The sequence below is a fragment of the Wolbachia endosymbiont of Trichogramma pretiosum genome (assembly GCF_001439985.1).
Taxonomy (GTDB): Bacteria; Pseudomonadota; Alphaproteobacteria; order Rickettsiales; family Anaplasmataceae; genus Wolbachia.
The window spans coordinates 825,067-847,345 of sequence record NZ_CM003641.1 but is presented as its reverse complement, the minus strand read 5'-3'; the positions used below and the strand labels follow the sequence as shown (position 1 = coordinate 847,345).

General features: G+C 33.6%; 25 protein-coding genes, 1 tRNA gene, 2 other RNA genes and 2 pseudogenes. 19 read left to right on the top strand and 11 right to left on the bottom strand.

Annotated elements, in window-relative coordinates; genetic code table 11:
* The first annotated feature begins 41 nt into the window (after window positions 1–41).
* The 3 genes from petA to wTpre_RS05850 all read left to right on the top strand — a co-directional run bounded on the left by petA (window position 42) and on the right by wTpre_RS05850 (window position 1,266).
* A complete protein-coding gene (petA, locus tag wTpre_RS04140; RefSeq protein ID WP_068652187.1) occupies window positions 42–641 on the top strand; it encodes a ubiquinol-cytochrome c reductase iron-sulfur subunit in 600 nt (199 codons plus the stop codon).
* A 192-nt stretch (window positions 642–833) separates the two neighbouring features.
* Complete coding sequence (locus tag wTpre_RS05855; protein ID WP_068652185.1) at window positions 834–1,031, top strand: hypothetical protein; 198 nt, start codon at window positions 834–836, stop codon at window positions 1,029–1,031.
* The gene (locus wTpre_RS05850) at window positions 1,009–1,266 is read left to right on the top strand and encodes a hypothetical protein (protein ID WP_179945503.1); all 258 of its coding nucleotides are present in this window, start codon (window positions 1,009–1,011) and stop codon (window positions 1,264–1,266) included. Before wTpre_RS05855 ends, wTpre_RS05850 begins: the two co-directional genes overlap by 23 nt.
* A gap of 337 nt (window positions 1,267–1,603) precedes the next feature.
* On the opposite strand, the gene tldD is transcribed toward wTpre_RS05850, so the two are convergent.
* Window positions 1,604–3,034: a metalloprotease TldD gene (tldD, locus tag wTpre_RS04125; protein ID WP_068652181.1), complete on the bottom strand. Its 1,431-nt coding sequence runs from the start codon at window positions 3,032–3,034 to the stop codon at window positions 1,604–1,606.
* Between the two features lie 62 nt (window positions 3,035–3,096).
* Between tldD and wTpre_RS04120 the strand changes: the two genes are divergently transcribed.
* Window positions 3,097–3,181 (top strand) — tRNA-Leu (locus wTpre_RS04120).
* A 61-nt stretch (window positions 3,182–3,242) separates the two neighbouring features.
* Window positions 3,243–3,748, top strand: a pseudogene (locus tag wTpre_RS04115) (hypothetical protein).
* 228 nt (window positions 3,749–3,976) lie between these two features.
* On the opposite strand, the gene wTpre_RS05705 reads toward wTpre_RS04115, so the two are convergent.
* A complete protein-coding gene (locus wTpre_RS05705) occupies window positions 3,977–4,117 on the bottom strand; it encodes a hypothetical protein (protein ID WP_157055017.1) in 141 nt (46 codons plus the stop codon).
* Window positions 4,118–5,029: 912 nt separating this feature from the next.
* On the opposite strand from wTpre_RS05705, the gene wTpre_RS04105 reads away from it, so the two are divergent.
* Window positions 5,030–5,425, top strand: a complete 396-nt coding sequence (locus tag wTpre_RS04105; RefSeq protein ID WP_245609384.1) for a hypothetical protein — start codon at window positions 5,030–5,032, stop codon at window positions 5,423–5,425.
* Here wTpre_RS04105 and wTpre_RS04100 read toward each other — a convergent pair.
* Together wTpre_RS04100 and wTpre_RS04095 are read right to left on the bottom strand one after the other, a co-directional pair.
* The gene (locus tag wTpre_RS04100) at window positions 5,413–6,711 is read right to left on the bottom strand and encodes a bifunctional folylpolyglutamate synthase/dihydrofolate synthase (RefSeq protein ID WP_068652177.1); all 1,299 of its coding nucleotides are present in this window, start codon (window positions 6,709–6,711) and stop codon (window positions 5,413–5,415) included. The two genes, wTpre_RS04105 and wTpre_RS04100, sit on opposite strands and share 13 nt — an antisense overlap.
* Entirely contained in the window at window positions 6,708–7,292 is a 585-nt protein-coding gene (locus wTpre_RS04095) for an MlaC/ttg2D family ABC transporter substrate-binding protein (RefSeq protein ID WP_179945508.1), read from the bottom strand. Before wTpre_RS04095 ends, wTpre_RS04100 begins: the two co-directional genes overlap by 4 nt.
* A 115-nt stretch (window positions 7,293–7,407) precedes the next feature.
* Between wTpre_RS04095 and ssrS the strand changes: the two genes are divergently transcribed.
* The 3 genes from ssrS to wTpre_RS04080 all read left to right on the top strand — a co-directional run bounded on the left by ssrS (window position 7,408) and on the right by wTpre_RS04080 (window position 8,793).
* Window positions 7,408–7,569: non-coding RNA, 6S RNA (gene ssrS, locus wTpre_RS04090), on the top strand.
* 17 nt (window positions 7,570–7,586) lie between these two features.
* Window positions 7,587–8,036 (top strand): type II toxin-antitoxin system RatA family toxin, encoded by a 450-nt coding sequence (locus wTpre_RS04085; protein ID WP_068652175.1) that lies wholly within the window; start codon window positions 7,587–7,589, stop codon window positions 8,034–8,036.
* A gap of 64 nt (window positions 8,037–8,100) precedes the next feature.
* Complete coding sequence (locus wTpre_RS04080) at window positions 8,101–8,793, top strand: thioredoxin domain-containing protein (protein ID WP_068652172.1); 693 nt, start codon at window positions 8,101–8,103, stop codon at window positions 8,791–8,793.
* A gap of 27 nt (window positions 8,794–8,820) precedes the next feature.
* On the opposite strand, the gene wTpre_RS04075 is transcribed toward wTpre_RS04080, so the two are convergent.
* Window positions 8,821–9,099, bottom strand: a complete 279-nt coding sequence (locus tag wTpre_RS04075; protein ID WP_068652170.1) for a DUF2671 domain-containing protein — start codon at window positions 9,097–9,099, stop codon at window positions 8,821–8,823.
* A 248-nt stretch (window positions 9,100–9,347) separates the two neighbouring features.
* On the opposite strand from wTpre_RS04075, the gene wTpre_RS04070 reads away from it, so the two are divergent.
* Entirely contained in the window at window positions 9,348–10,025 is a 678-nt protein-coding gene (locus wTpre_RS04070; protein WP_068652168.1) for an O-methyltransferase, read from the top strand.
* Here wTpre_RS04070 and wTpre_RS04065 read toward each other — a convergent pair.
* Together wTpre_RS04065 and wTpre_RS07520 are read right to left on the bottom strand one after the other, a co-directional pair.
* Window positions 9,997–10,650, bottom strand: coding sequence for a glutathione S-transferase family protein (locus tag wTpre_RS04065; protein ID WP_068652166.1), 654 nt, complete (start codon window positions 10,648–10,650; stop codon window positions 9,997–9,999). The two genes, wTpre_RS04070 and wTpre_RS04065, sit on opposite strands and share 29 nt — an antisense overlap.
* A 35-nt stretch (window positions 10,651–10,685) precedes the next feature.
* Window positions 10,686–10,805: pseudogene (locus wTpre_RS07520) on the bottom strand (WPE palindromic element domain-containing protein); the annotation flags it as partial.
* A 109-nt stretch (window positions 10,806–10,914) separates the two neighbouring features.
* Between wTpre_RS07520 and ffs the strand changes: the two are divergent.
* The 7 genes from ffs to dnaN all read left to right on the top strand — a co-directional run bounded on the left by ffs (window position 10,915) and on the right by dnaN (window position 16,900).
* Window positions 10,915–11,013, top strand: an RNA gene (gene ffs, locus wTpre_RS04055) — signal recognition particle sRNA small type.
* 16 nt (window positions 11,014–11,029) lie between these two features.
* Window positions 11,030–12,613 carry a DNA polymerase III subunit gamma/tau gene (gene dnaX / locus wTpre_RS04050; protein WP_068652164.1) on the top strand — a complete coding sequence of 528 codons (1,584 nt, stop codon included), beginning with the start codon at window positions 11,030–11,032 and terminating at the stop codon, window positions 12,611–12,613.
* A gap of 21 nt (window positions 12,614–12,634) precedes the next feature.
* Window positions 12,635–12,949 (top strand): YbaB/EbfC family nucleoid-associated protein, encoded by a 315-nt coding sequence (locus wTpre_RS04045; RefSeq protein WP_179945537.1) that lies wholly within the window; start codon window positions 12,635–12,637, stop codon window positions 12,947–12,949.
* 341 nt (window positions 12,950–13,290) lie between these two features.
* A complete protein-coding gene (locus tag wTpre_RS04040; protein ID WP_068652160.1) occupies window positions 13,291–13,974 on the top strand; it encodes a P44/Msp2 family outer membrane protein in 684 nt (227 codons plus the stop codon).
* Between the two features lie 279 nt (window positions 13,975–14,253).
* The gene (locus wTpre_RS04035) at window positions 14,254–15,147 is read left to right on the top strand and encodes an RNA polymerase factor sigma-32 (RefSeq protein WP_068652158.1); all 894 of its coding nucleotides are present in this window, start codon (window positions 14,254–14,256) and stop codon (window positions 15,145–15,147) included.
* Window positions 15,140–15,637, top strand: coding sequence for an invasion associated locus B family protein (locus wTpre_RS04030; RefSeq protein WP_068652156.1), 498 nt, complete (start codon window positions 15,140–15,142; stop codon window positions 15,635–15,637). Before wTpre_RS04035 ends, wTpre_RS04030 begins: the two co-directional genes overlap by 8 nt.
* Before the next feature lie 111 nt (window positions 15,638–15,748).
* Window positions 15,749–16,900: a DNA polymerase III subunit beta gene (gene dnaN / locus wTpre_RS04025; protein WP_068652154.1), complete on the top strand. Its 1,152-nt coding sequence runs from the start codon at window positions 15,749–15,751 to the stop codon at window positions 16,898–16,900.
* Window position 16,901: 1 nt separating this feature from the next.
* On the opposite strand, the gene truA is transcribed toward dnaN, so the two are convergent.
* Window positions 16,902–17,639, bottom strand: coding sequence for a tRNA pseudouridine(38-40) synthase TruA (gene truA, locus wTpre_RS04020; protein WP_068652152.1), 738 nt, complete (start codon window positions 17,637–17,639; stop codon window positions 16,902–16,904).
* 114 nt (window positions 17,640–17,753) lie between these two features.
* Here truA and recA point away from each other — a divergent pair, with 114 nt between their 5' ends.
* Window positions 17,754–18,821: a recombinase RecA gene (recA, locus tag wTpre_RS04015; RefSeq protein WP_068652151.1), complete on the top strand. Its 1,068-nt coding sequence runs from the start codon at window positions 17,754–17,756 to the stop codon at window positions 18,819–18,821.
* Between the two features lie 34 nt (window positions 18,822–18,855).
* On the opposite strand, the gene pth is transcribed toward recA, so the two are convergent.
* Both pth and wTpre_RS04005 read right to left on the bottom strand, forming a co-directional pair.
* The gene (pth, locus tag wTpre_RS04010) at window positions 18,856–19,419 is read right to left on the bottom strand and encodes an aminoacyl-tRNA hydrolase (RefSeq protein ID WP_068652149.1); all 564 of its coding nucleotides are present in this window, start codon (window positions 19,417–19,419) and stop codon (window positions 18,856–18,858) included.
* Window positions 19,419–20,030 (bottom strand): 50S ribosomal protein L25/general stress protein Ctc, encoded by a 612-nt coding sequence (locus tag wTpre_RS04005; RefSeq protein WP_068652147.1) that lies wholly within the window; start codon window positions 20,028–20,030, stop codon window positions 19,419–19,421. Before wTpre_RS04005 ends, pth begins: the two co-directional genes overlap by 1 nt.
* A gap of 141 nt (window positions 20,031–20,171) precedes the next feature.
* On the opposite strand from wTpre_RS04005, the gene wTpre_RS04000 reads away from it, so the two are divergent.
* Window positions 20,172–20,471, top strand: a complete 300-nt coding sequence (locus wTpre_RS04000) for an NADH dehydrogenase ubiquinone Fe-S protein 4 (protein WP_068652145.1) — start codon at window positions 20,172–20,174, stop codon at window positions 20,469–20,471.
* An 828-nt stretch (window positions 20,472–21,299) separates the two neighbouring features.
* Here the strand turns inward: wTpre_RS04000 and rsmH are convergent.
* Window positions 21,300–22,184, bottom strand: coding sequence for a 16S rRNA (cytosine(1402)-N(4))-methyltransferase RsmH (gene rsmH / locus wTpre_RS03990; protein WP_068652144.1), 885 nt, complete (start codon window positions 22,182–22,184; stop codon window positions 21,300–21,302).
* Window positions 22,185–22,279: the final 95 nt, after the last annotated feature.

Below are 22,279 nucleotides of genomic sequence, written 5' to 3'. Positions count from 1 at the left end.
TGTTTAAATTAAAATGTATGTCTATGTTCAAGTAGAGATTGATGGATAAGAAGTTAACTAAAAATAAAAAATCATTGACGAATGAGAAGAATAAAAAAACATCTCTTGTTAAAGATTTTGCCAAAAATAAGAGTAGAAGAGATTTTATCACATTAACTACGTGTGCCATGGCAGGTATAGGAGCTGCAAGCGGTCTTTGGCCATTGGTTAAGTCTATGAGTCCTTCTGCTGAGGTTTTAGCGATGTCTACGGTTGAGGTTAATCTATCTGATATTCAAGAAGGACAAGGAAAAAAGGTAAAATGGCAAGGTAAGCCAGTATTTATCCGCAAGCGCACAAAACAAGAGATTGAGGCTGCAAGAGCCATAAATGAAGAAAATTTGAGAGATCCTGAATCAGATGAAAAAAGAGTATACAAAGGGAAAGATGAATGGTTAATTATGATTGGAATATGCACCCATCTTGGATGTGTACCAGTTGATCACGCTACGAAAGACGGCAACGGTTGGTTCTGTCCTTGTCACGGTTCATATTATGACACATCAGGCCGAGTAATTGGCGGTCCTGCACCAAAAAACATGGCCATACCTGACTACTTTTTTCCAAGTGAAAATATTGTAGTAATTGGCAAGAAGGCTTAACGTATTTTTATAATTAAAGTAATAGGACTATACTCCATTTTAAGAAGCACACTGACTTCATAGGCAAAGCTCTTGAAGTCTATCAAGCTAGTTTTATACTATGCACATATTCGGGTGATAATTAAGAAACTTGCCTGCCAAATCTTCAGAGTTGATAGCTAAATTTAAAACTTGTTCCTTTGCGTCAGAAAAATGCTGACTAACTTGCTTAAAGTTATTTTCCAACTCTTCGAGGATGGAGCTGAAATTAAAAAAAACTTTTCTGCATTTTATCAAGATTTTGAGTTATATAGCTTAATACATAAAGATAGAGACAAGAGGGGAAGAGATATGGTAAAGCAAGAAAAAGTTAAAAGTGAGGGAATAAATGGAGTCAACATATCAATATGAATTAAGGGAAAGAGTGATTTTAGTGGAATCGGGAGTCGCAATAGTAAAAGTGAAAGAAATCTTCCCCCTAAAGCTGCACATGAACATAGAATATCTTTTATCAGGGATTGACGTAAACATTGAAGATCTTCCTCTAGAGCTGGATATAGATATAAAGTCATTTATACCATTCCCTATATTCGGGAAAAATATCATATGCCAAGAACCTTGTCAAAATTATATAATCTATCTCTAGAGCAGGTTATTGAGAATGTCAATTAACATAAAAGAGCCAGGTATTCCTAACACCACTAAACTCACAAATTCATTTGCTAGAGTTTATAAGTTCTTGTTTATAATAATTTTATTATATCGTAAAACCATCTATATCGGCCTATTTAAACAGTATTTTACTTTCCTTAAGGATTTTGAAAGACCACCTATTGAATTCTATGATATTATTTTTTGTGAGATTGTTATACACGTTATGGCAAGGAAGGCAGAGAAATTTGTTAAGTAGTTTTTGCATCTATATGAGCTACTTGAATAATGGTCACAATATTGTACAATCGTACAGTATGAGCTGAGTTTGCTTAGGCCCTATCTACATGTTCAGTTCCACCAACAGTTATTGCATCAACCTTGAGTGTTGGCTGACCAACTCCAACAGGTAGATTTTGCCCGTCTTTTGAGCACGTACCAACACCAGGATCTAACTTTAGATCATTACCAATCATTGATACTTTTTTTAGCACTGTTGGCCCATCACCAATTAGCGTTGCTCCTTTGACTGGTTGTGTAATTTTACCATTTTTTATTAGGTAAGCTTCCGAAGATGAGAAAACAAATTTTCCTGATGTTATATCAACTTGTCCACCACCAAAATTTACTGCATATAGGCCTCTCTTTACACTGGATATTATTTCTTCTGGTGTATATTTTCCTGGCAACATATAGGTGTTTGTCATGCGTGGCATAGTAACTTCTTTGTAACTTTCTCTTCTACCATTACCAGTTGGATTTACACCCATAAGTTTAGCGTTCATATGATCCTGCATATATCCTCTTAGAATTCCATCTTCTATAAGCACATTATAGCCAGGTAAAGTACCCTCATCGTCTATGCTAATAGAACCACGCAAATTAGGTAGAGTTCCATCATCAATTACAGTAATGTTACTGGCTGCCACTTGTTTACCCATAGAATTTGAAAATGCCGAGATTCCTTTACGGTTAAAATCACCTTCAAGTCCATGACCTACAGCTTCATGCAATAATATTCCTGGCCAACCTGAACCTAAAACAACTGTCATCTCTCCAGCCGGAGCTGGAATTGCCTCAAGATTTACTAGTGCTTGCTCTAACGCTTGGTTTGCAACTTCTTTCCACTTCTTCTCAGAAACAAATTTACTATAAGAGTCTCTTCCACCGCACCCTGCAGAACCTCTCTCAGCCCGGCCATTTTTCTCTACGATGACTAGTACATTAAAACGTACCAAAGGCCTAATATCGCTTAACCTGTGATCATCTTTTATTATTTGTACAACTTGCCATTCTTCATTTAGAGTTATTTTTACCTGCTTCACGCAGTTATTCTTCGACCTTACATACTCATTAATCTCATTGAGTAGTTTAATTTTTGAGCTCAGATCCATTTCATTTATGGGATTAATCGTTGAATACAGGCTTTTTGCCTCCTCATTTAAGTTTACTGAATTTGTTTTGCTTAAAGATGCTGAACTTTTTACCATAGAAGCAGCTTTACTAATTTCTTTTTCGCTAATCTCAGAAGAGCAAACAAAAGACGTACTATCTTGACAAAAAGACCTTAGACCAAATCCTCTTCTGATATTTAAATCCATATGTTTTAATATATTATCATCAAAAATTAGGGATTCTGATTGGCAAAACTCTAAAAATAGCTCACCACCATCACTATTGCTCAAAGCGTTGTTGACTATTTTATATACATTATTAATATTAACGTTGTTCTGAGTAAAAAATATTTGATCTAGATTTGGCATAACCTTTGAGCTAAAAACTACTTGAGTATATTATTTTATTTTAACATGGTAAATCACAAAAAGCCCGGGTGGCGGAATTGGTAGACGCGCTAGCTTCAGGTGCTAGTAACTTTTCAAGTTATGGAAGTTCAAGTCTTCTCCCGGGCACTCTATATTGATTTTCAAGTCAACTAATGTTATGATAGAATGTGCGTTTGCTGCTGAGTTTGTGAGTTATGAGGAAGAGAGTCTTATTTACAGAAAAAAAATACGAACTTATTCAAAACACTTGGTTGCTGCACTATCTATTGTTTCTTTGATGGGTATACAGTAGCATTAGCCCTAAATATTTCTTCCTTAAGATTGGAATGTACTATTGTCAGCACTATGCTAGGTGAACTTTCCCTTGCTTTAAATATATGGTCATTAAATGATCATTTTAGGCAGTGTGGCCTTAATAAGCAACTCGATACCTCTTGGCAAGATAAATTAATGAAGATCTGCCTCGACATTACATCTAACGTTTCATTTTTAATAGGAGAAATTACATCTATATTACCTCTTGAATTTCCTATTATCCCCTTTATTTGTATTGCTTTTTTTATTCTAGGCTGTGCCTTTATGGCAACCAATTTCATTCGAACTATGATTAGTCAGCCGCAAACAGATGAAACCAAAACCTCAAAGCTAGTGAACATTCAATCTGCAATAGCTCCCTGCATTATTACATGTTAATAACTTAGCTTATTTAACTTGACAAATTACGCCATCTCCCTTACCATAGTAGCGAGGTTATTTATCCTTGTTTTTAATATTCACGGATTTAACAGCAAAATTCAGTAAAAATCAGATATTTATTGGTAAATTACATAAACATTATAGCGGCTGTATGTCTTTTAAATTTTTCTACATTCAGCCAAATCACTCCTAAAATAAGAGTTAGCACATTATTATAACGCCAATTTACATTATCATAGGGTCAAAACTCACTGCTGGAGGGGGTTTTTGCCTTTTTTTTGCTTGGTAAATTTCTTCTTCTTTATTAAGAAAGTAATTTAAAAAGGTGTCATTCCAGCGCGTGGCGCTGGAATCCAGCTTTTTCATAAGCATCGGAAACATTGTATTTTAACATTACTTTTATACTAGTAAATTTCACTAGATCCCAGTGTCTAGCACTGGGATAACAGCATCATAAAGGAATCAATGTCAGATACTTGAATGACATCACTATGAAGTAGATTCCTGTGCTGAAATAGAGGCTACTTAAGTGACAAGATAGATAGAACTGGCATTAATCGGATTTGAGTTACTCAAATGACTAATGAAAACTGTAACCCTAAACATTGAAGCGCTATTATGCACTAAGTGATAACTTTCATACACTTATCATGGTAGTCGTGAAAGAAATAATTCATACAATAAGCATGAATGAAATGATTTGGAAATTTATATATTATAAAGCATTAATAGTTAGTTAATTTATTAGGTGGGGATATGGGGTATAAGTTAAGAAAAAGAGAATACAATTATAATGAAAGTTTATTTAAAGAGATAGGCATTCAGGTATAAGAAGTAGAAGGTCGTAACTTCTTAGAAATATCTAATATAACAGTAAAAATTATAGAAGGTTATCAAGAAAGTGTCACTAATATAAACCAGGAGGTAGCGATAAAAAATGGAGGCCTTTAACAGAAATCAAGCAGCACTTTTGCAATATATTAAACCACTAAGTGGAAGTCAGGGATTAATCATTCCTGAAGAATGGAAAAGGTGTTTACAGTCAATTCAGCAAGGTCAGAATGATAAGCGTACAAAGTATTATTTTGTTTTTAGTTTGGTAAGATTCCTACTGTCCGTCTCGTCATTAGTGTCGTATATTTAATTGGGGTTAAAGCTATATAAGGCTGCTAATTTTACTGATGCACCTGGCATTTTGTTTAGTGCGAGCCTAATAAAATTAGTTACAACTTTTTTTTCTTATCTGGTTATTTGATAGCTTCTGTAGTTAAAGAAGCTGTGGACTTGCAGAATTCTCAACGTGAACAAGGTGAAAATTTAGATCAAGAAGAGAGACGGGAAGAAATATTAAAAAGCAAAAGATTTAAATATTTCATTTTTACTTTCCAATGTCCGAGTTATCTACCTCCTATTTTATTAATAGCAGGTTTGGTGTTACAGTACCAATCTAATTGCTTAGACAGTAAAATACTCATCGGATTCGCTGCATTATTAGGTTGTAGTTTATTACTACACTTAGCAAGTGAAATCTACGAGGGAAAAGTTGTAAATCTTGTAAAAACTGAAGGAATAGGTGATGAACAAAATGTATCTATAGGAGTATTAACCAAAAAGCCAAGCAGCATTGTAAATCCTTATGGTGCTTTTAACGTCTCTGCTCATCAAGTAGGTTGATTATTCTCCATACTCAAATCTCTGGCTAAAAATAACGAGCCACAGATTAGTATGGTTTTGATGTTTTGTATAGAAGCTTTTAGTATGTGATTTGATATAGCATCTCTGATTGATTCACATTCAACAGCATTTACTCCTATATTATGAGCTACTTCTCTGATGAAATCTGTACTTGTTGCTTGAGGTTCAGATTTAACACAAACGGCGCATAGTAGTTTGATGTATGGCTTTAAGTGCTCTAAGAACTCTGCCACATTTCTATTGCGAGTGACACCAAAGATCGTATAAACACCTTCAGAAAAATTGTCTTTTATCCACCCAGCTAACACTCTGGCACCATCATTGTTGTGTGCACCATCTAGAAATAATTGCCAATCTTTTGGTAATAAAGAAATTAAATTACCTTCTTTTATAGACTCTAGCCGTGCAGGCCAATAAGTGCTCTGTAAACCTGAAGCAATATCCTCTTCTCCAATATTAAATCCATACTTCCCACTCAAAATGCTACATGCTGCAATTGCGTTTCCTGCATTGATTATTTGATGGTCTCCTTTTAAAGATGGCAAAGAAAATTCTATTGATTGAATAGTCGATTGAAAGACCATCCTGTTATTCTGTTTTTCGCAATTCCATTCAAGCCCTCCTCTATACAGAGGAGATTTCTTATTTATTGCATGATGTTCTAATGTGTTCGTTATAGATTTTTCTTGTGGTGCTATTACGCAAGGAACATTGGGTTTCATTATTCCAGCCTTTTCACCTGCTATGGTTTCTACGGTAGGACCAAGATATTCTGTATGGTCAAGTGCAATGGAAGTGATGATCGTTAGAATCGGATTATCTATAACATTTGTTGCATCAAGCCTTCCACCCATACCTACCTCAACTAAAGTAATATCCGCTTTATGGCGAGCAAAAGCTAAGAAAGCTGCAATTGTTGCGGCCTCAAATAGAGTGATAGGTTGTTCCGCAACTGCTATACGGCATTCTTCCAGTGAGTTATGTAATTCACTATCATCGACATCATTGCCTGCAACAACTATTCTCTCATTAAAATTCACTAAATGTGGAGAAATGTACGTATGAACTTTATACCCTGCTGCTTGCATTATATATCTTATAAACGATAGCGTTGATCCTTTGCCATTAGTGCCAGCTATGTGAATTATTGGCGGTATTTTTTTCTCAGGATTACCCAATTTATTTAGAAAGCTTTTTATGCGATCAAGAGAAAAATCCTTTGGCCTACTGCCAACCAGCTTAGGCCAATGAGGCATGTATATCATAAATTATTGTTACGTTTTAATTCATCTATTACACTTTCCATGCCATTCGTGTCGATCTTTTTACTAAATTGAGAACGTTGATTAATAGCAATACTTATTCCACTCATTACAACATCGTTTATTGAGAAAGAACCGTCACTTTTAGTAACTTTAAAGTCAATATTTGTAAACTCCTCATCACCATAAGAAAATCTTGTTCCTATCAGACAAGTTTCATCGTCAACTACTCTTGTACTCATTATGATCATTTCACTATTATTTATGTATTTATACAAAATTTTAGCGCACAAACGCGCGAGATATACTTCATATTCTTTTAGAAACTCTTCTTTTTCTTTCTGAGTAGATAAATTCCAATATTTCCCCATTACAAATCGAGATATTTCTTTGAGGTTAACATTATTCTGAATGATCTTCCGAAGCTTTTCGTGTATATATTCTGAATTGTTTCCATTCCCTTTCATAGACGAATTATCTACTTGCTGCTTCATGGCAAGCACAAAAGTTTTGTGACCTATACAACTCGCGTAAGCACTTGAGGATATTAAAATAAAAATGGTTAAGAGCGCAATAACATTCATAAGATATATTTATTAGCTATGATACTCAGAATGCAAAATTTAACAAAGGCAAAATAATAATCGCTAGCTCTAATATATCTATAGACATACCCTATATAAATAATCTATAATTGAAAGGGTTCTGTGCTATACGTTATGAGTTAAGTTAAATTTCCCGAGCGATAATTTCTGATCAAGGGAATTGCCTCTGCTAATTTCATTGAAATTGGTACGTGATGCCCACCTTAACTTTAGGTCTCAGGAGTCTACTAAGACTGACGGTAGATATGGATCCCATTTTTATTATTCAGATTTATGTTACACCAATATAAAGAACAAGGTGTTTTTTTCTGTTCATCTCGTAGGGTGTTTCAAGTTGTAATTGACGTTGAGAAGTATCCTGATTTTGTTCCTTGGTGCAAAGCTGTTTATATAAAAGAAAAAACTGATAGCCAAATGATTGTGGATCTCCTTGCGGCTTTTCATGGCATTAAAGGAAGTTACACATCAGAAGTGACCTCCCTTGCTCCAAATGGAATAAGTGAAAGTTGGATAAAAGCTGTCTCTTCAAATGGAATATTTAAAAATTTATACAACGAATGGAAATTCACTCCTATGAGCGAAAATAAAACCATGGTAGAATTCTATGTAGAATTTGAGTTTAAATCCAATTTGTTTTCTACTTTATTAAACTCGGTGTATAAATATGCACAAAATAAAATAATTACTGCATTCAAAGACAGACTAGAAAGTCTTGCTGAGTAAAAGTTATCTTGACATCATTTATATAAATGCATAAATTTTTAATAAGTTCAGTATTTCCATTGTAATGATTTTTAGATTATTATTCTTACTTATTTTTATAAGTGTTAGTTCTCATGCAACTATTGAACAAAACTTACCCAACACTCAAAAAACTGATGAAATAACGCCAAAAGAACTACTGTCGCTATTGCCTGATGATAAATTATTAGGAGATCGAAAAGCACCAATTTTAATGATAGAATACGCCTCGCTCACTTGTTATCACTGTTCTCTTTTTCATAAGAAAGTTTTTCCTAGAATCAAAGAGAAGTACATAGATACAGGTAAGATGTTATACATATTCCGTCATTTTCCTCTAGATTACAGAGGATTAAAAGCTGCAATGCTAAGTTATTGCTATGAAAAAGAAAAAGACTATTTTAATTTTAACAAAGCTGTGTTTAATGCAATAGACTCGTGGAACTACTCTAATTTTAGTGATTTAAGTGTACTACAAAAAATTGCTGCACTAAGCAATTTGAAGCGAGATGTATTTAACCAATGCATTAACGATAAAAAGATGATGGACAAAATTATAAATGATAAATCACTCGCAATTAATAAACTTGATATCAAAGCTACTCCTGTATTCATCATCAAGCTTAACAATGACAAATCATACGTAGAGAATGGCAAAATCAAACATGAAGGATATAGAGATCTGGAATACTTCACTAATGTAATAGATGAGTTATATGGAAAAGCTATAGTGAAGTAATAACACCGTAGCTTACCATATAAAAACCTATACTGAATCAGTATTTTTTGATACTGTTTGTTGTTTTTTGCGCTCAAACTCTCTTTTTTTACTGTGCCAAGCATAATAATACATAGCAATTTTATTCTCTATTAATACTATCGTTCCATCATAAAATTGGACCATATCCATAACTTTTTTCTGAGCTTCGTTAAAGCGTTCTTTGTACTTCTCGCGATAAGCTGGATTGTGCAGTAATTTCACTCCTTCATTATTATTAGATTTCTTGCTTAACCTTTCAAGTTCGTTAGCAATGTTATAAGACATATAACCCCCCTCTAATCGATCATAAAAATTACATTTAAGAGAGATGTAAATAAACGATCCCTTAATTCTAGTATAACAATTGGTTGTTATACTAGTTAACTATGGTAGAATATATAATAATCTTTGTCACTTAAAATTTTACTTTATAAAATAACAACTTAAAATAAAAATTTATTATTCTTAAATCTATTGTTATCTTTATATATCTTATATAGATTAAACCTCCTTGGTTTATATTATAAAACTTAATGCGTCATAACTTTAGCAGAAAATCGTTGTACATAAGAAGCTTATTTGCAAAAGAGTATAAAAAAATAGAAGAACATTGTACTCTTGATAAGAAACAACGCATTCAAATTACTCCTGAAGAAGGAAAATTATTAAATTTATTTATCAAAATCCATAAAGTTAAAAGCATAGTTGAAATTGGCACGTTATATGGTTATTCGTCAATTTGTATGGTAAAAGCTTTACCGAAAGATGGTCATATATATACAATAGAAAATAATCCTCAACACTCAAGAGTAGCAAAAAAAAATTTTAGTGCTTTTAATCTAAGTGATAAAATTACTCTAATAGAAGGTGATGCACTGGAAAAAATTAATGAATTATCAGCAAAGGCACCATTTGACATGATATTCATCGATGCTGACAAAAGTAGTTATCCTAAGTATTTAGATTGGGCAGAGTCATACATTAAACAAGATGGGCTAATCGTTGCAGATAACACTCTATTATTTGATACAGTATTTTTAGAATCACCTCCAAAAGAAGTATCAGAAAAGTCATGGCATGCTATGAGAGAGTTTAACGATAGATTATCAGATGAAAAAAAATATTTCTCCATATTGATCCCTACTGACGAAGGAATGACTGTAGCTTTAAAACTAATGCAAGTTAAAAATCAAGGTCAGCGTAATGTCTAGGGGGAGTTAAGCCAAAAACTCTCTCTAATAATATTTCACGAAAACAAGGCCTTGATTTAACAATGGAGTACCATTCTTTTAAAATCTTACTTTTTTCCCATGGGAAACTATTTACGTAGTCTATTATAGAAATATGTGATGCTAAAGCAATATCGGCTAAAGTGAACTTATCGGTTGCAAGCCAAACGTTCTTGTTAATTAAGTGTTCGATGTATTCCATATGGCAAGGCAGGTTATGCTGAGCTGCATGAAGAAATCTAGAGTCAGGGCTGCGGTTAGTAATTACTTTTTCATTCATAATATACTTAGTAACTTCATTGTAAAATTTGCTATCGAACCAATTGATTAAAGCGCGTATTTTAGACTTAATAATAGTTGATGAACCAAGTAATTTGACGTCACTATTGTAAGTCTCTTCTATATATTCACAAATGGCATTACTATCCGCTATTACAAAGTTATTATCTATTAATACTGGTACTTGTCCGATTGGATTGATATCCATGAATTCATTCCGCTTTTCCCATGGATTTTCATATATAAAATCACAGCTCAGCTTTTTTTCCTTGAGAAGAGCTCTAACTTTTCGTGAAAACGGACAAAGAGGAAAATGATATAAAATCATAATATTCCTCTTTTGTTATTACAATAACTATATATTGTCATGCCAGTACGTAACATTGGAATCCAGTTCTTATTATACAATAGCCTAATGTATTCATTTAAAATTAAGTTTTCCGGGTCCCAGTGTCTGGGCACTGGGATGACAGAAGAAGAGTATTTTAGGTAACAGCTGTTTACTCCAAAGTAATGTTGCAAAAGGTCTAACATATAAATTATAAGGCTAATATAGAATATACCTTGCTAAAAAAAAAAAAAAGTATAACCTTTTATAAGGTATGCAGGCAAAAATTCTGTAACTTGGTCAGGTCAGAAATGAAGCAACCATATCAGAATCTTTTTGGGTTGCATACCTATTTGTACTATTTGTTTTATTCTGGGCTATGAACATAGCATTAAAATATCGTCCTAGTAGCTTTAAAGATTTAGTAGGTCAAGATATATTGGTGCGTATACTAGAAAATGCTTTCACTCTCAACAAAATTCCACAATCTATGCTGCTTTCTGGTAGAAGTGGAATTGGTAAAACCACCACTGCAAGAATAATAGCTTTATGTTTGAACTGCTCATTGGGGCCAACTTTTGAACCTTGTGGATCATGTACAAGTTGTCTGGCAATAAAAAATTCAAGCCATCCAGATGTGGTTGAAATCGATGCGGCAAGTCACACTAGTGTTGAGGATGTTAGAGCGATCTTGGGAGATATTTGCTATTTACCAATAAGTTCTAAGTTTAAAGTTTACATTATAGATGAAGTACACATGTTATCTAGCAATGCATTTAATGCATTGCTTAAAACTTTAGAAGAACCACCATCTAGCGTAAAGTTTATTCTAGCAACTACAGAAATAAAAAAGATACCAATAACTGTTATTGCACGTTGTCAAAGGTTTGACTTACATAACATTCCTTCAGCTAAGATAATGGAGCGTTTAAATGATATTGCACAAAAAGAAAATTATTTTATTGAAAAAGAAGCATCGGAATTAATTGCGCACCACTGTAGCAATTCAATGCGTAACGCTTTGTTTTTGATGAATCAAGCAGCGCTGTATAGCAAAGATGGTACAATATCCACTCAAAGTGTTACAGACATACTTGGTCTAGTAGATAGAAACGTTATATTTGATCTACTGGAAGGAGTATTAGACAGTGATTTACAGAAGGCTTTGTTAGTATTTGACAATGTGGTAAAAACAGCAAATCCACTCAATATTTTTGAAGATCTACTGCAAACAATCCAGTTAATATGCCGTTTTTTAATTACAAAAGAGATTGATACAGAATATGAGAAGAGCAGAGTAAAAGATTTGAGTACAAAAAAGTCTTTAATATTTTTTTCGAGATTGTGGAAGGTGCTGCTTAAGGGTATTCAAGATATAAAGGTTTCAACATGTAATGAAATTGCCGCTGAAATGATATTAATTAGCCTTTGTTATCTTTCTGATTTGCCTTCTCCGGAACAGGTAATTAAAAAAATTCTTTCACAGAATGTGGAGCAAGGAAATAGACAGGGCAGACCTGTTGCACCTTCCCCTACTGTCATTCAAGTAGCTGGCCACTCTGATCCAAAAAAATATGTGGAAAAACCCCACTCTGTCATCCCAGTGTGTGACACTGGGATCCATGTGAAAAACAAACAACAAAATTACGATTTTGATAAGATTTTGCAACTATTAAAGCGTAGTAACCAAATTTATCTTTACAAACAACTGTGTAGCAATCTACAATTAGTAGATTGCAGATTTGGGTATTTAAGATTAAAAGCTGTATCTAACTTAAACAGTAATTTTTGTAGTGACTTGAAAAGTTACTTAAATCAAGCTACTAATCACGAGTGGGTTATTATAGTTGATACGAGTTATATGAATAGGGAACTGAGTAATTTAAGTTATGCACCTGCGGTTAAGGATATATTAAATACGTTTAAAGGTGCTAAGGTGGTTAATGTAGAAAATAAGGAGTAGGTTGTGGATTTCAGTCAAATAATGAAGCAAGCGCAAGAAATGCAGAAAAAGCTTGCGGAAGCTCAAGAAAAGTATATTGGAAAAGAGTTTCAAGGTATTTCTGGTGGTGGTAAAGTTTCTGTATTAGTGGAAGTGATAAAAATAGGTAGCTATAAAGCTAAAAAGGTAAATATAGACTTAGAACTTATGAGAGATGAAGAAAAAGATATAGTAGAAGATCTAGTGACAGCGGCATTCAATGATGCTATCAAAAGAGCAGAAGAAGATATGGCAAGTGCAACCTCTGATCTTGCAGGCATGATGGGGTTACCACCTGGATTTAAACTTCCTTTTTAAATTTACTACTGAAGTTTGCCTTAGTGCAGTAACATAAGTGTTTTCCTTTTATACAAGTAATTTCATGAAGTACATTCATATTACTTCATGAATACGCAGCAATTCACAATGATGAATCCAGATCAGGAGATAAAAAGACATTAGTGAAATAGGTGTCAGAAGATCAAGAGTGAAAAAAAAAGTAGAGTAATTCTATTTATTAATTAATAAAATCTTTGTATTTTCCTAAAAGTTAGTTAAGATACAGAAGGTTTTGTGTTATTAAGTTAGCACTTGACTTAACTTTAGTTATTATTTAGACTGCTAAAGTGGAATTTTAATTTTTTTTAACGAGGGCAATTATGTATTATAAAAAGTTTTTTTCGGCAGCTGCTTTAGTGACGTTGCTAAGCCTATCAAACTCTGCTTTTTCATCTGACCCTATTGGTCCAATAAATGATGAAGAAACTAGCTACTACGTTCGTTTACAATACAACGGTGAAATTTTACCTTTTTATACAAAAGTTGATGGTATTAAAAATGCAGCAAATAAAGACAAGGATAGTACCTTAAAAAGATCTTTTATAGCTGGTGGTGTTGCATTTGGTTATAAAATGGATGACATTAGAGTTGATGTTGAAGGGCTTTACTCACGATTGGCTAAAAATAAAGACGTGATAGATGCTTCTGAAGCAAGTGTTGCAGAAAGTTTAACAGCATTTTCAGGATTGGTTAACGTTTATTACGATATAGTGATTGAAGATATGCCTATTATTCCATACGTTGGTGTTGGTGTTGGTGCAGCATATATCAGCAATCCTTCAAACGTTGCTGAAGTTAAGGATCAAAGGAGCTTCGGTTTTGCTTATCAAGCAAAAGGTGGTGTTAGTTATGATGTAACCCCAGAAATCAAACTCTTTGCTGGAGCTCGTTACTTCGGTTCTTATGGTGCTAGTTTTGATAAGACAACTAAGGGTGATGCTGGTATCAAAAATGTTGTTTACAACACTTTTGGTGCAGAAGCTGGAGTAGCGTTTAATTTCTAGTCTGTCTCAGACTTGTCATCCCGGTGAGTTTTCCTTGTTATTCAAGTGGCTGGGATCTAGAAAAAAAAACAAATGTGGGTTCCAGTGTTTGAGCACTGGAATAACACATTATTCATTTAGTGAAGTTTTTATCGTTACGCTTTAGCAACTTTGATGCCACATTTAAGTGGCTGTTGTTAAAATCTCAGCCAGGTATAAAGTTGTACTTTTTTAATTAGAGCTTGAATTTTTTGCTGAGAGTCAATATGTTATGTACGTGGAGTTTTAATTTAGGTTGTTATGTTGGCCCCAGTAGCAAATTTATCTGTTAATAGTAGCACTAATCTCATGCAGTATATTGCTGAAGTGCGAAAATTTCCTATGCTTTCCCAAGAGGAGGAAGTGCGATTAGCAAAAAATTGGCAAGAATACCAGGATATTTCTTCTGCTCACAGGTTGATTACTAGCCATTTGAATTTGGTAGTAAAAATTGCAATGAAATTTAAGAATTATGGTCTACTGTTGATGGACCTGGTCATGGAAGGAAATATGGGTTTAATGCATGCAGTGAAAAAGTTCAATCCTAATTTGGGATTTCGTTTTTCAACTTATGCAGTGTGGTGGATTGAAGCTTCAATGAAAGACTTTATATTAAAATCTTGGTCACTTGTAAAAATAGGTACAACGCAAGCACAAAGGAGATTGTTTTTTAGTTTACGTAAAATAAAAAAAAGAATTTTACAATACACAAACAGAGAAACTTTGAGTAACGAAGAAATAAAAGCAATATCAAATGAGCTTTCTGTATCTGAAGAAGATGTTGTACAAATGAACTATCGTTTGGCTTGTAAGGATCAGTCGTTAAATAATTGTGTAAAAATAGGTGATGACTCTAAAAAGGAGTTACAAGATATGATTCCGTGTAATTTAGTTAGTCAAGAAGTAGCTTACCAGAATCATGAAGAAAAGGCATTAAAAGAAACAATTTTAAGCAATGCGCTGGCAAGTCTTAATGAAAGATCAAGAGACGTTTTCATTAGCAGATATTTATCTGAAAGTACTCAGACTTTGGATGAGCTTAGCAAAAAATATTGTGTTTCAAGAGAAAGAATAAGGCAGTTGGCTGAGCAAGCAATGAATAAGGTAAAACAACATGTAAAATCAGAGAGTTTGAAACTCGGTTTACATGCGTAGTCTTTTTGTATTTCTGATATTTTTTTCAATAGGTACCCTTGCATCGGTTAGTAACGTACAACTGAAGGAAAAATATAAAGATTGGCTTGTGTACACTGCATTGGAAGATGGTGAAAAAGTGTGTTACATTGTAACTCATCCTAAGAAAAAAAGTGAACATTATACAGCTGACCGCAAGCCGTATGTAATGGTCAGTTACGTTGATAAAAAAGCAGATGAGGTGAGCGTCACTTCTGGCTTTAAGTATAATAATGAGCCTGTAGTTCTCAATATCGATAAAAAAATTAAATATCAATTGCCAATAATACAGGGAAGTATTGCGTGGACAGATGATACAAAAATGGACCAAGATTTGATTCTAAAAATGAAGCAGGGATTATCAATGGTAGTTAATGGAAAAGTCAAAACAGTAAATGTTGATGATACTTATTCCTTGATTGGCTTTCAAAAAGCGTACCAAAAAATGCATGACTTATGCCATACAAAGTAAATGATTGATCACTAAAGTATAAGATAGGCTGTTTTGTCTCTCAGACAAAAATATGGATATCACTTTACATAGAAAGTAAATATCATTTAAAATATATTTTTGAGAATTAATATGTCAAAAATTGTAGATATAGGAATCAAAGAACAAAGTTCTATGTGTGAACAAATGCGTTTTAGTGTGAGTCGTGCAAGCCTTTTAAATACGCTATCCAGAGTAAGTGGAGTGGTTGAAAGGCGCAACGCGATAGATGTTTTAGCGTGTATAAATATCAAAGCACAACATGGCAGCATAAAATTGAAGGCTACTGATCTTGACATTTCAATATTTGCCTCACTTACTGCAAATGTATCAGCAGAAGGAGAAGTGAAAATCTCAGCACATACTTTACATGACATAGTGAAAAAATTGCCAACTAATTTGGATGTCAATTGCGAAATGAATAATCAAGGAAAATTATTGATATCCTGTGGAAATGCAAATTTTTCTTTACCGAACGTAGTTTCAAATAACTTCCCTGTTCTTGAAGAAGGTGATCATCAATACGATTTCACTCTACTAAGTACAGATTTGGTAGACTTGTTGACTAAAACGAAGTTTGCTGTGTCGCTGGATGATACAAGGTATAATTTAAACGGGATATATCTGCATACAGATGAGCAATTTCTGTACTGCGTTGCAACTGATGGCCACCGTTTATCATGTATAAAAAGGCCTAAACCTGAAGATATCAACGGAGAATTTGGGGTGATCATTCCACGTAAAACTATCATGGAACTGTTGAAAGTATTGGGTGATTGTAATGAGATAAATATAAAACTTTCAGATAGAAAAATCAAATTTACATGTGGTGAGTATATTCTAATATCAAAATTGATAGATGGGACTTTTCCAGATTACAAAGCTGTCATTCCAACGTCTCAAGATAAACAAATGATTGTTAAGAGTAGCGAACTTGCTAGTGTTATAGACCGAGTTTCCGTTGTTGTGTCCGATAAAATAAAATCAATTAAATTTTCATTGCAAGAGAATTTATTAACTCTACATTCAAATTCCCAAGAGTGCAGTGATGCAACTGAGTCTATAGAGGTGGATTATGATGGAGCTCTTATGGAAGTAGGATTTAATTCTCGTTATTTGCTTGATGCTTTATCTTGTATAAAAAACAAATGTAAGATCAGCCTATCAGATGGTAATAGCGCTACAATTATCACTGATGAAGATGATCCAAGTGCACTATATATAGTAATGCCAATGAGGACTTAAGCTAGTAATCTATCTTTACTAAGTATAAGCCGTGAGAAGGCGCAGTGACCCCAGCGGCGTTTCTTCTACATTGACTTAATATGTTTAGCATTTCTTGTGGATTAGTTCTATTTTTTCCAAATTCAACTAAAGTACCAACAATAATCCTCACCTGGTTATGTAAAAAGGAAATCGCAGATATTTTGATGTATATGTGACTTCCGTTTTGTACTATATCAATATCATCGATTGTTCTGACCGGATTTGTAGCTTGACAATCTTTTGAGCGGAAGCTTGAAAGATTATGCTTTCCAAGCAGGTGTCTAGCAGCTTCACGCATGATGTTTACGTCAAGTGGGTAAAATACTTGCCACACATAACCGATTTCCAGAGCTGCAGGAGCGTAACGATTAATTATTCTATATTCATAATATCTTTTTTTTGCTGAAAATCGTGCATGAAATGCATCATCTACAGCTTCTGCACTAAGCACAACTATAGGAATCGCTTTTAAGTGATAGTTTATTCCATTTCTTATTCTGTAAAGCTCGAATTGCCTTTCCATATTGAAATGAGCAACTTGCCCTAAAGAATGAACCCCTGTGTCAGTTCTGCCACCACAATGCAAAGAGACTCTCTCGCCACTGAAATTAAATATAGCGTTTTCTATGGTTTCCTGAATTGAGTTAGCAGAGTGTTGTTGCTTTTGCCAGCCAGAGAAACCACTACCATTGTATTCTATCGTTATTTTGTATCGCACTACAAAGTGTATCTATCCAATTTTCGGTAACTAACGTTCTTCGTTATTAAAAAAGCCTTGGCAGATTGGTTGCGTTCAATTACCATGGAGACTACACAAGTTAATAAATGATCCATGGCACATAATCCAGAAGAAAGAAATAATGATAAGCAAAAAGCACTAGATAATGCAATAAGTCAAATTGAAAAAGCATTCGGTAAAGGTGCAATAATGAAGCTAAAGCAAAACCCTGTAGAAAAAATAGACACGATATCTACAGGGTCGATTGCACTTGATTCAGCTCTGGGTGTTGGGGGATTGCCAAAAGGACGTATAATTGAGATATTTGGCCCTGAGAGTTCTGGTAAAACCACCCTTGCTTTGCAAGTAATTGCTGAAGCACAGAAAAAAGGAGGTTTATGTGCATTTATCGATGCGGAGCACGCACTGGATGTTATATATGCTCGTAAACTTGGAGTAAACACCGATGATTTAGTGATTTCACAACCAGACACTGGCGAACAAGCGTTGCATATTGTTGAGTATTTAGTATGTTCTGGTGCAGTTGATGTAATAGTTATTGACTCTGTTGCAGCACTAACTCCAAGAGTTGAAATTGAAGGAGATATGGGCGACCAGCACATGGGACTACAAGCGAGACTTCTAAGTCATGGGCTACGAAAGCTCACCTCTGCAGTTTCAAAAGCAAACTGTATATTAATATTTATTAACCAAATTCGTATGAAAATAGGAGTAGTATATGGAAATCCTGAAACTACCACTGGTGGTAATGCATTAAAGTTCTATGCTTCTATAAGACTTGATATAAGAAAAGTTGGTGCGATAAAGGATAAGGAGAATGTTACGGGCAATGAAACGAGAGTTAAAGTTGTAAAAAATAAAGTTGCTCCTCCATTTAGAGAAGCAAAATTTGATATAATGTACAATGAAGGCATATCAAAATTTGGAGAAATAATAGATATAGGAGCAAAGCTTGGTGTGCTTGAAAAGGCAGGTGCTTATTATTCATATAACAATACGCGTCTTGGCCAAGGAAGAGAAAATGTAAAAAGTTACCTCAAGGCAAACAAAGAAATTGCAAATGAAATAGAAACAAAAATCAGAGATTTATTTAAAAATCATGATAATTCTATTGCAATAGAAGAGGAACGCGAACAACTTCTAGAAGAATCAGTATTCTAATCTAAATTAGTTTGTATTGGGCAGTATTCGTTTGCTATACTAAAGTTTCACTCTCAACCGAGTTGATGAAAGCTGCGTTATTTCCTTGCAGCATTAGGTGTATATTCCTTGCTATTTTTTCCACTAAGAGGATAGCGTTATCAAAATTTTCAAATTTTGATAATACATAATCTGCTAAGCTTTTCTGATTTTCAGGCCTACCTACTCCAAATCTCAAACGCCAATAATCGTTACCAATAAAGCTATCTATAGACTTAAGTCCATTGTGTCCAGCAGAGCTACCGCCTTTTTTTACTTTTATTCTTCCGAATTTTAAGTCAGCATCATCATGTATGACAACAATATTGTCTAGCGATAATTTGTAAAAATTTTTTATTTTTGCAATAGGAATACCTGAATTATTCATAAATGAGTAAGGTTTTATCAGCATAATTTTATTATTATTCGTTATGCCAGAGGTTATCAAGTAACCATCTTTATTAGAAAACGACTGAAAATTCCAATATTTGTGAATTGCGTCAATAACTATGAAACCAATGTTATGGTGAGTTAGTTCATATTTACTACCAGGATTACCAAGCCCAGCTATTAAATGCACTACTCTTCTGTTTTTGTTTGAGGATCTTCAACATCACTATCAGCAGCAGAGATTGTTACAATGGTGAAATTTTCTTCTTCATGAGCCACAAATTTAACACCTTCTGGCAATTTTACATCATTGATATGTATAGACTGACCAATCATTTTGCCAGACAAATCAATTTCTATGACTTGAGGTATTTTCTCAGGAGAGCATTTGACAGTAACAGAACGACACAAAACATTGAGCACTCCACCTAATTTAATTCCTGGTGATTTACTTTCATTGATGAATGATAAAGGTATATCTATTTTAATTTCACTACCTTTATCAACAAACTGAAAATCAACATGTTGCACAGTATCCTTTACTACATGCCATTGAATATCACGAACAAGAGCATATTCTTTTTTTCCTGAAATATCTAGTTCTATTAAATGTGCAGAAAGAGCACCTGATTTATATTGTTTAGTAAATTCCTTTGCAGACAATGTCAAATTTACGTTATCATGCCCTTTACCATATATAACTGCAGGTATACTTCCCTTCTCCCTTAGAGCCTGAATCGCTTTCTTTTTTTTTACATCACGTAACTCTGCATTAATTGTTACTATTTCTTGCTGTTCCATTGATTACTCCTATTCAGCTAATCCTTTTTGTATAATTTAATAATATAACATAAAAACATTTATTTCAAACTTCATTCTTTCACACTAATTCTTTGTGGAAAATTTATTTAGATATATACTTAAGATTATGTAGTAAGGACTATGAGTATTGACGATCAAATAGTTTTTAAGATTTATAAGCCAACAAAAACTGCAACACAATCTGGTTTAGGTAATACAAAATTCTGGCACCTAAAAATTGAGCCTTGTTCCTACTATATTGAACCTTTGATGGGGTGGTTTGGATCAAAAGATCCCCAAAAACAGATTGTATTAAAGTTTTATTCTCTTGAAAAAGCAGTATCTTACGCAAAGAAACACAACACAAAGTACACAATTGAAATGCCAAAAGATGTTAAAAGACTGCCAAAATCTTATGCAAATAATTTCGTATCAAAGTAAGTTTTATCGTAGTGTGTTTATCTAAAAGCCTAAATTTAAGAACATATCTTGAAAGGGCTTAAGTGGTTGAGCGTATATTAAAGAGTTCTTGAAGTAAGGAGAGAACGCTTATACGTCAAGCAAACAATGTTTACCTAAAATTCTTTGACATTAGCATCTTTCTTGTCCCATTTTCAGTAACAGTGATTTTGTAATTCTTCTATATATTAGAAAAATTTTTATTTTAATTAGCCATAGGCGACTATTGGTTTTTAGCTAAAGTAAAGGTCAAGTATCTGGAATACTGGACATAAAATCCTCCTGTGTAAAAAAGATTAGAAAAAAGTTCAGCGCACATATGAAAGAAATTAAGCACACTTACATGCTCTGAAGAAGACACGCTACGCTTTTCGATTAAAAATTTGACTGAAAAGTCTTCAGACAAAGATAGATTTGAGCTCTTAAAATATCTCTAACTGTAGTGATAATCAGATTTAAAATATATGGAAGAAATTTTTTACGTTAATATTTCAAATTTCCCTTTCAAGATAGGTTCTAATTGTTACTCTAGGTTTTAAATTGTGCTAACGCACTGCGGCTATTTAGAGAGTTGAACCTGGATAGCTAGTATCAAAGAGTTATTTTTTATATACTTCTCCATAAGCTTTACAAGCCCCTTTTGGATTACTCAAATAACTTCATTCTGCTTGAAGAACTTTTATGTTGCTTTGCACTAAATTAATTTCACGTTCTATTTGTGTTAGCTATTTATTTAGTGAGTGGACATGTAATTTTACCTTAAATGACCCTATAACAAAAACATAGTTATTGAAATAATACAGAAGGTTCTCATGATAACCTCTGTATAGCTCTTAACTTTGCTGAACGCGCACGCGGATTTGCATTTATTTCTTCCGCACTTGCTTTAATCACTTTTTTGTTTAAAAGGGAGAATGTCTTGGTATGTCCTGGTTCACACAAATCTTTAAAAAGGGTTTTAACTATACGATCTTCTAGAGAATGAAAGGTAACTACAATTAATTTGCCGTTTTCACTTAAAATCTCAGATGAAGCTTTAATACCCTTTTCAAGCTCTCCTAGCTCATCATTTACCCATATTCTGATTGCCTGAAATGTTCTAGTTGCAGGGTCAATCTTGCTTTTTCCACGAAACACTACAGAACGTACAATATCCGCAAGTTCAAATGTAGTTTTGATAATTTTCTTCTTCCGCGCATTTACTATCGCTCTTGCTATTTTACGAGAATGATACTCACCCCCATAATTATATATAGTGTTCGCAATCTCTTCTTCACGTAAAGCGTTAACAAACGTCGAAGCATTCATATGAGAATAGTTATCCATTCTCATGTTAAGTGGGCCATCACGTAGAAATGAGAATCCTCTATCTCCATTATCAAGCTGCATAGATGAAACTCCAACGTCGAAAACTATTCCATTGATACCTTTAATGCTATTACTATCTAATATATTTTTAATATTACTAAATTTCTCAATAAATAGATTTATTCTATCAGGGTATTTAACGTTCAGATCATCATAAAATTTGGTAACTGTTTCATCCCTATCAATTGCATACACTTTGCAATCAGCGGATTCCAATATTGCTTTGCTATATCCTCCAGCTCCAAACGTGGCATCCACATATATACTACCACTGTGTGGTGACAATTGCAGTAGCATCTCTCTTAACAAAACTGGAATATGTGTCATATCAAGAGACTTTGTGCACTTAAATTAAAATAACTTTCTCGCCAAAAAATATATGGAAATATATAGGTATAGTATAAGAATATTTAAGTATAATC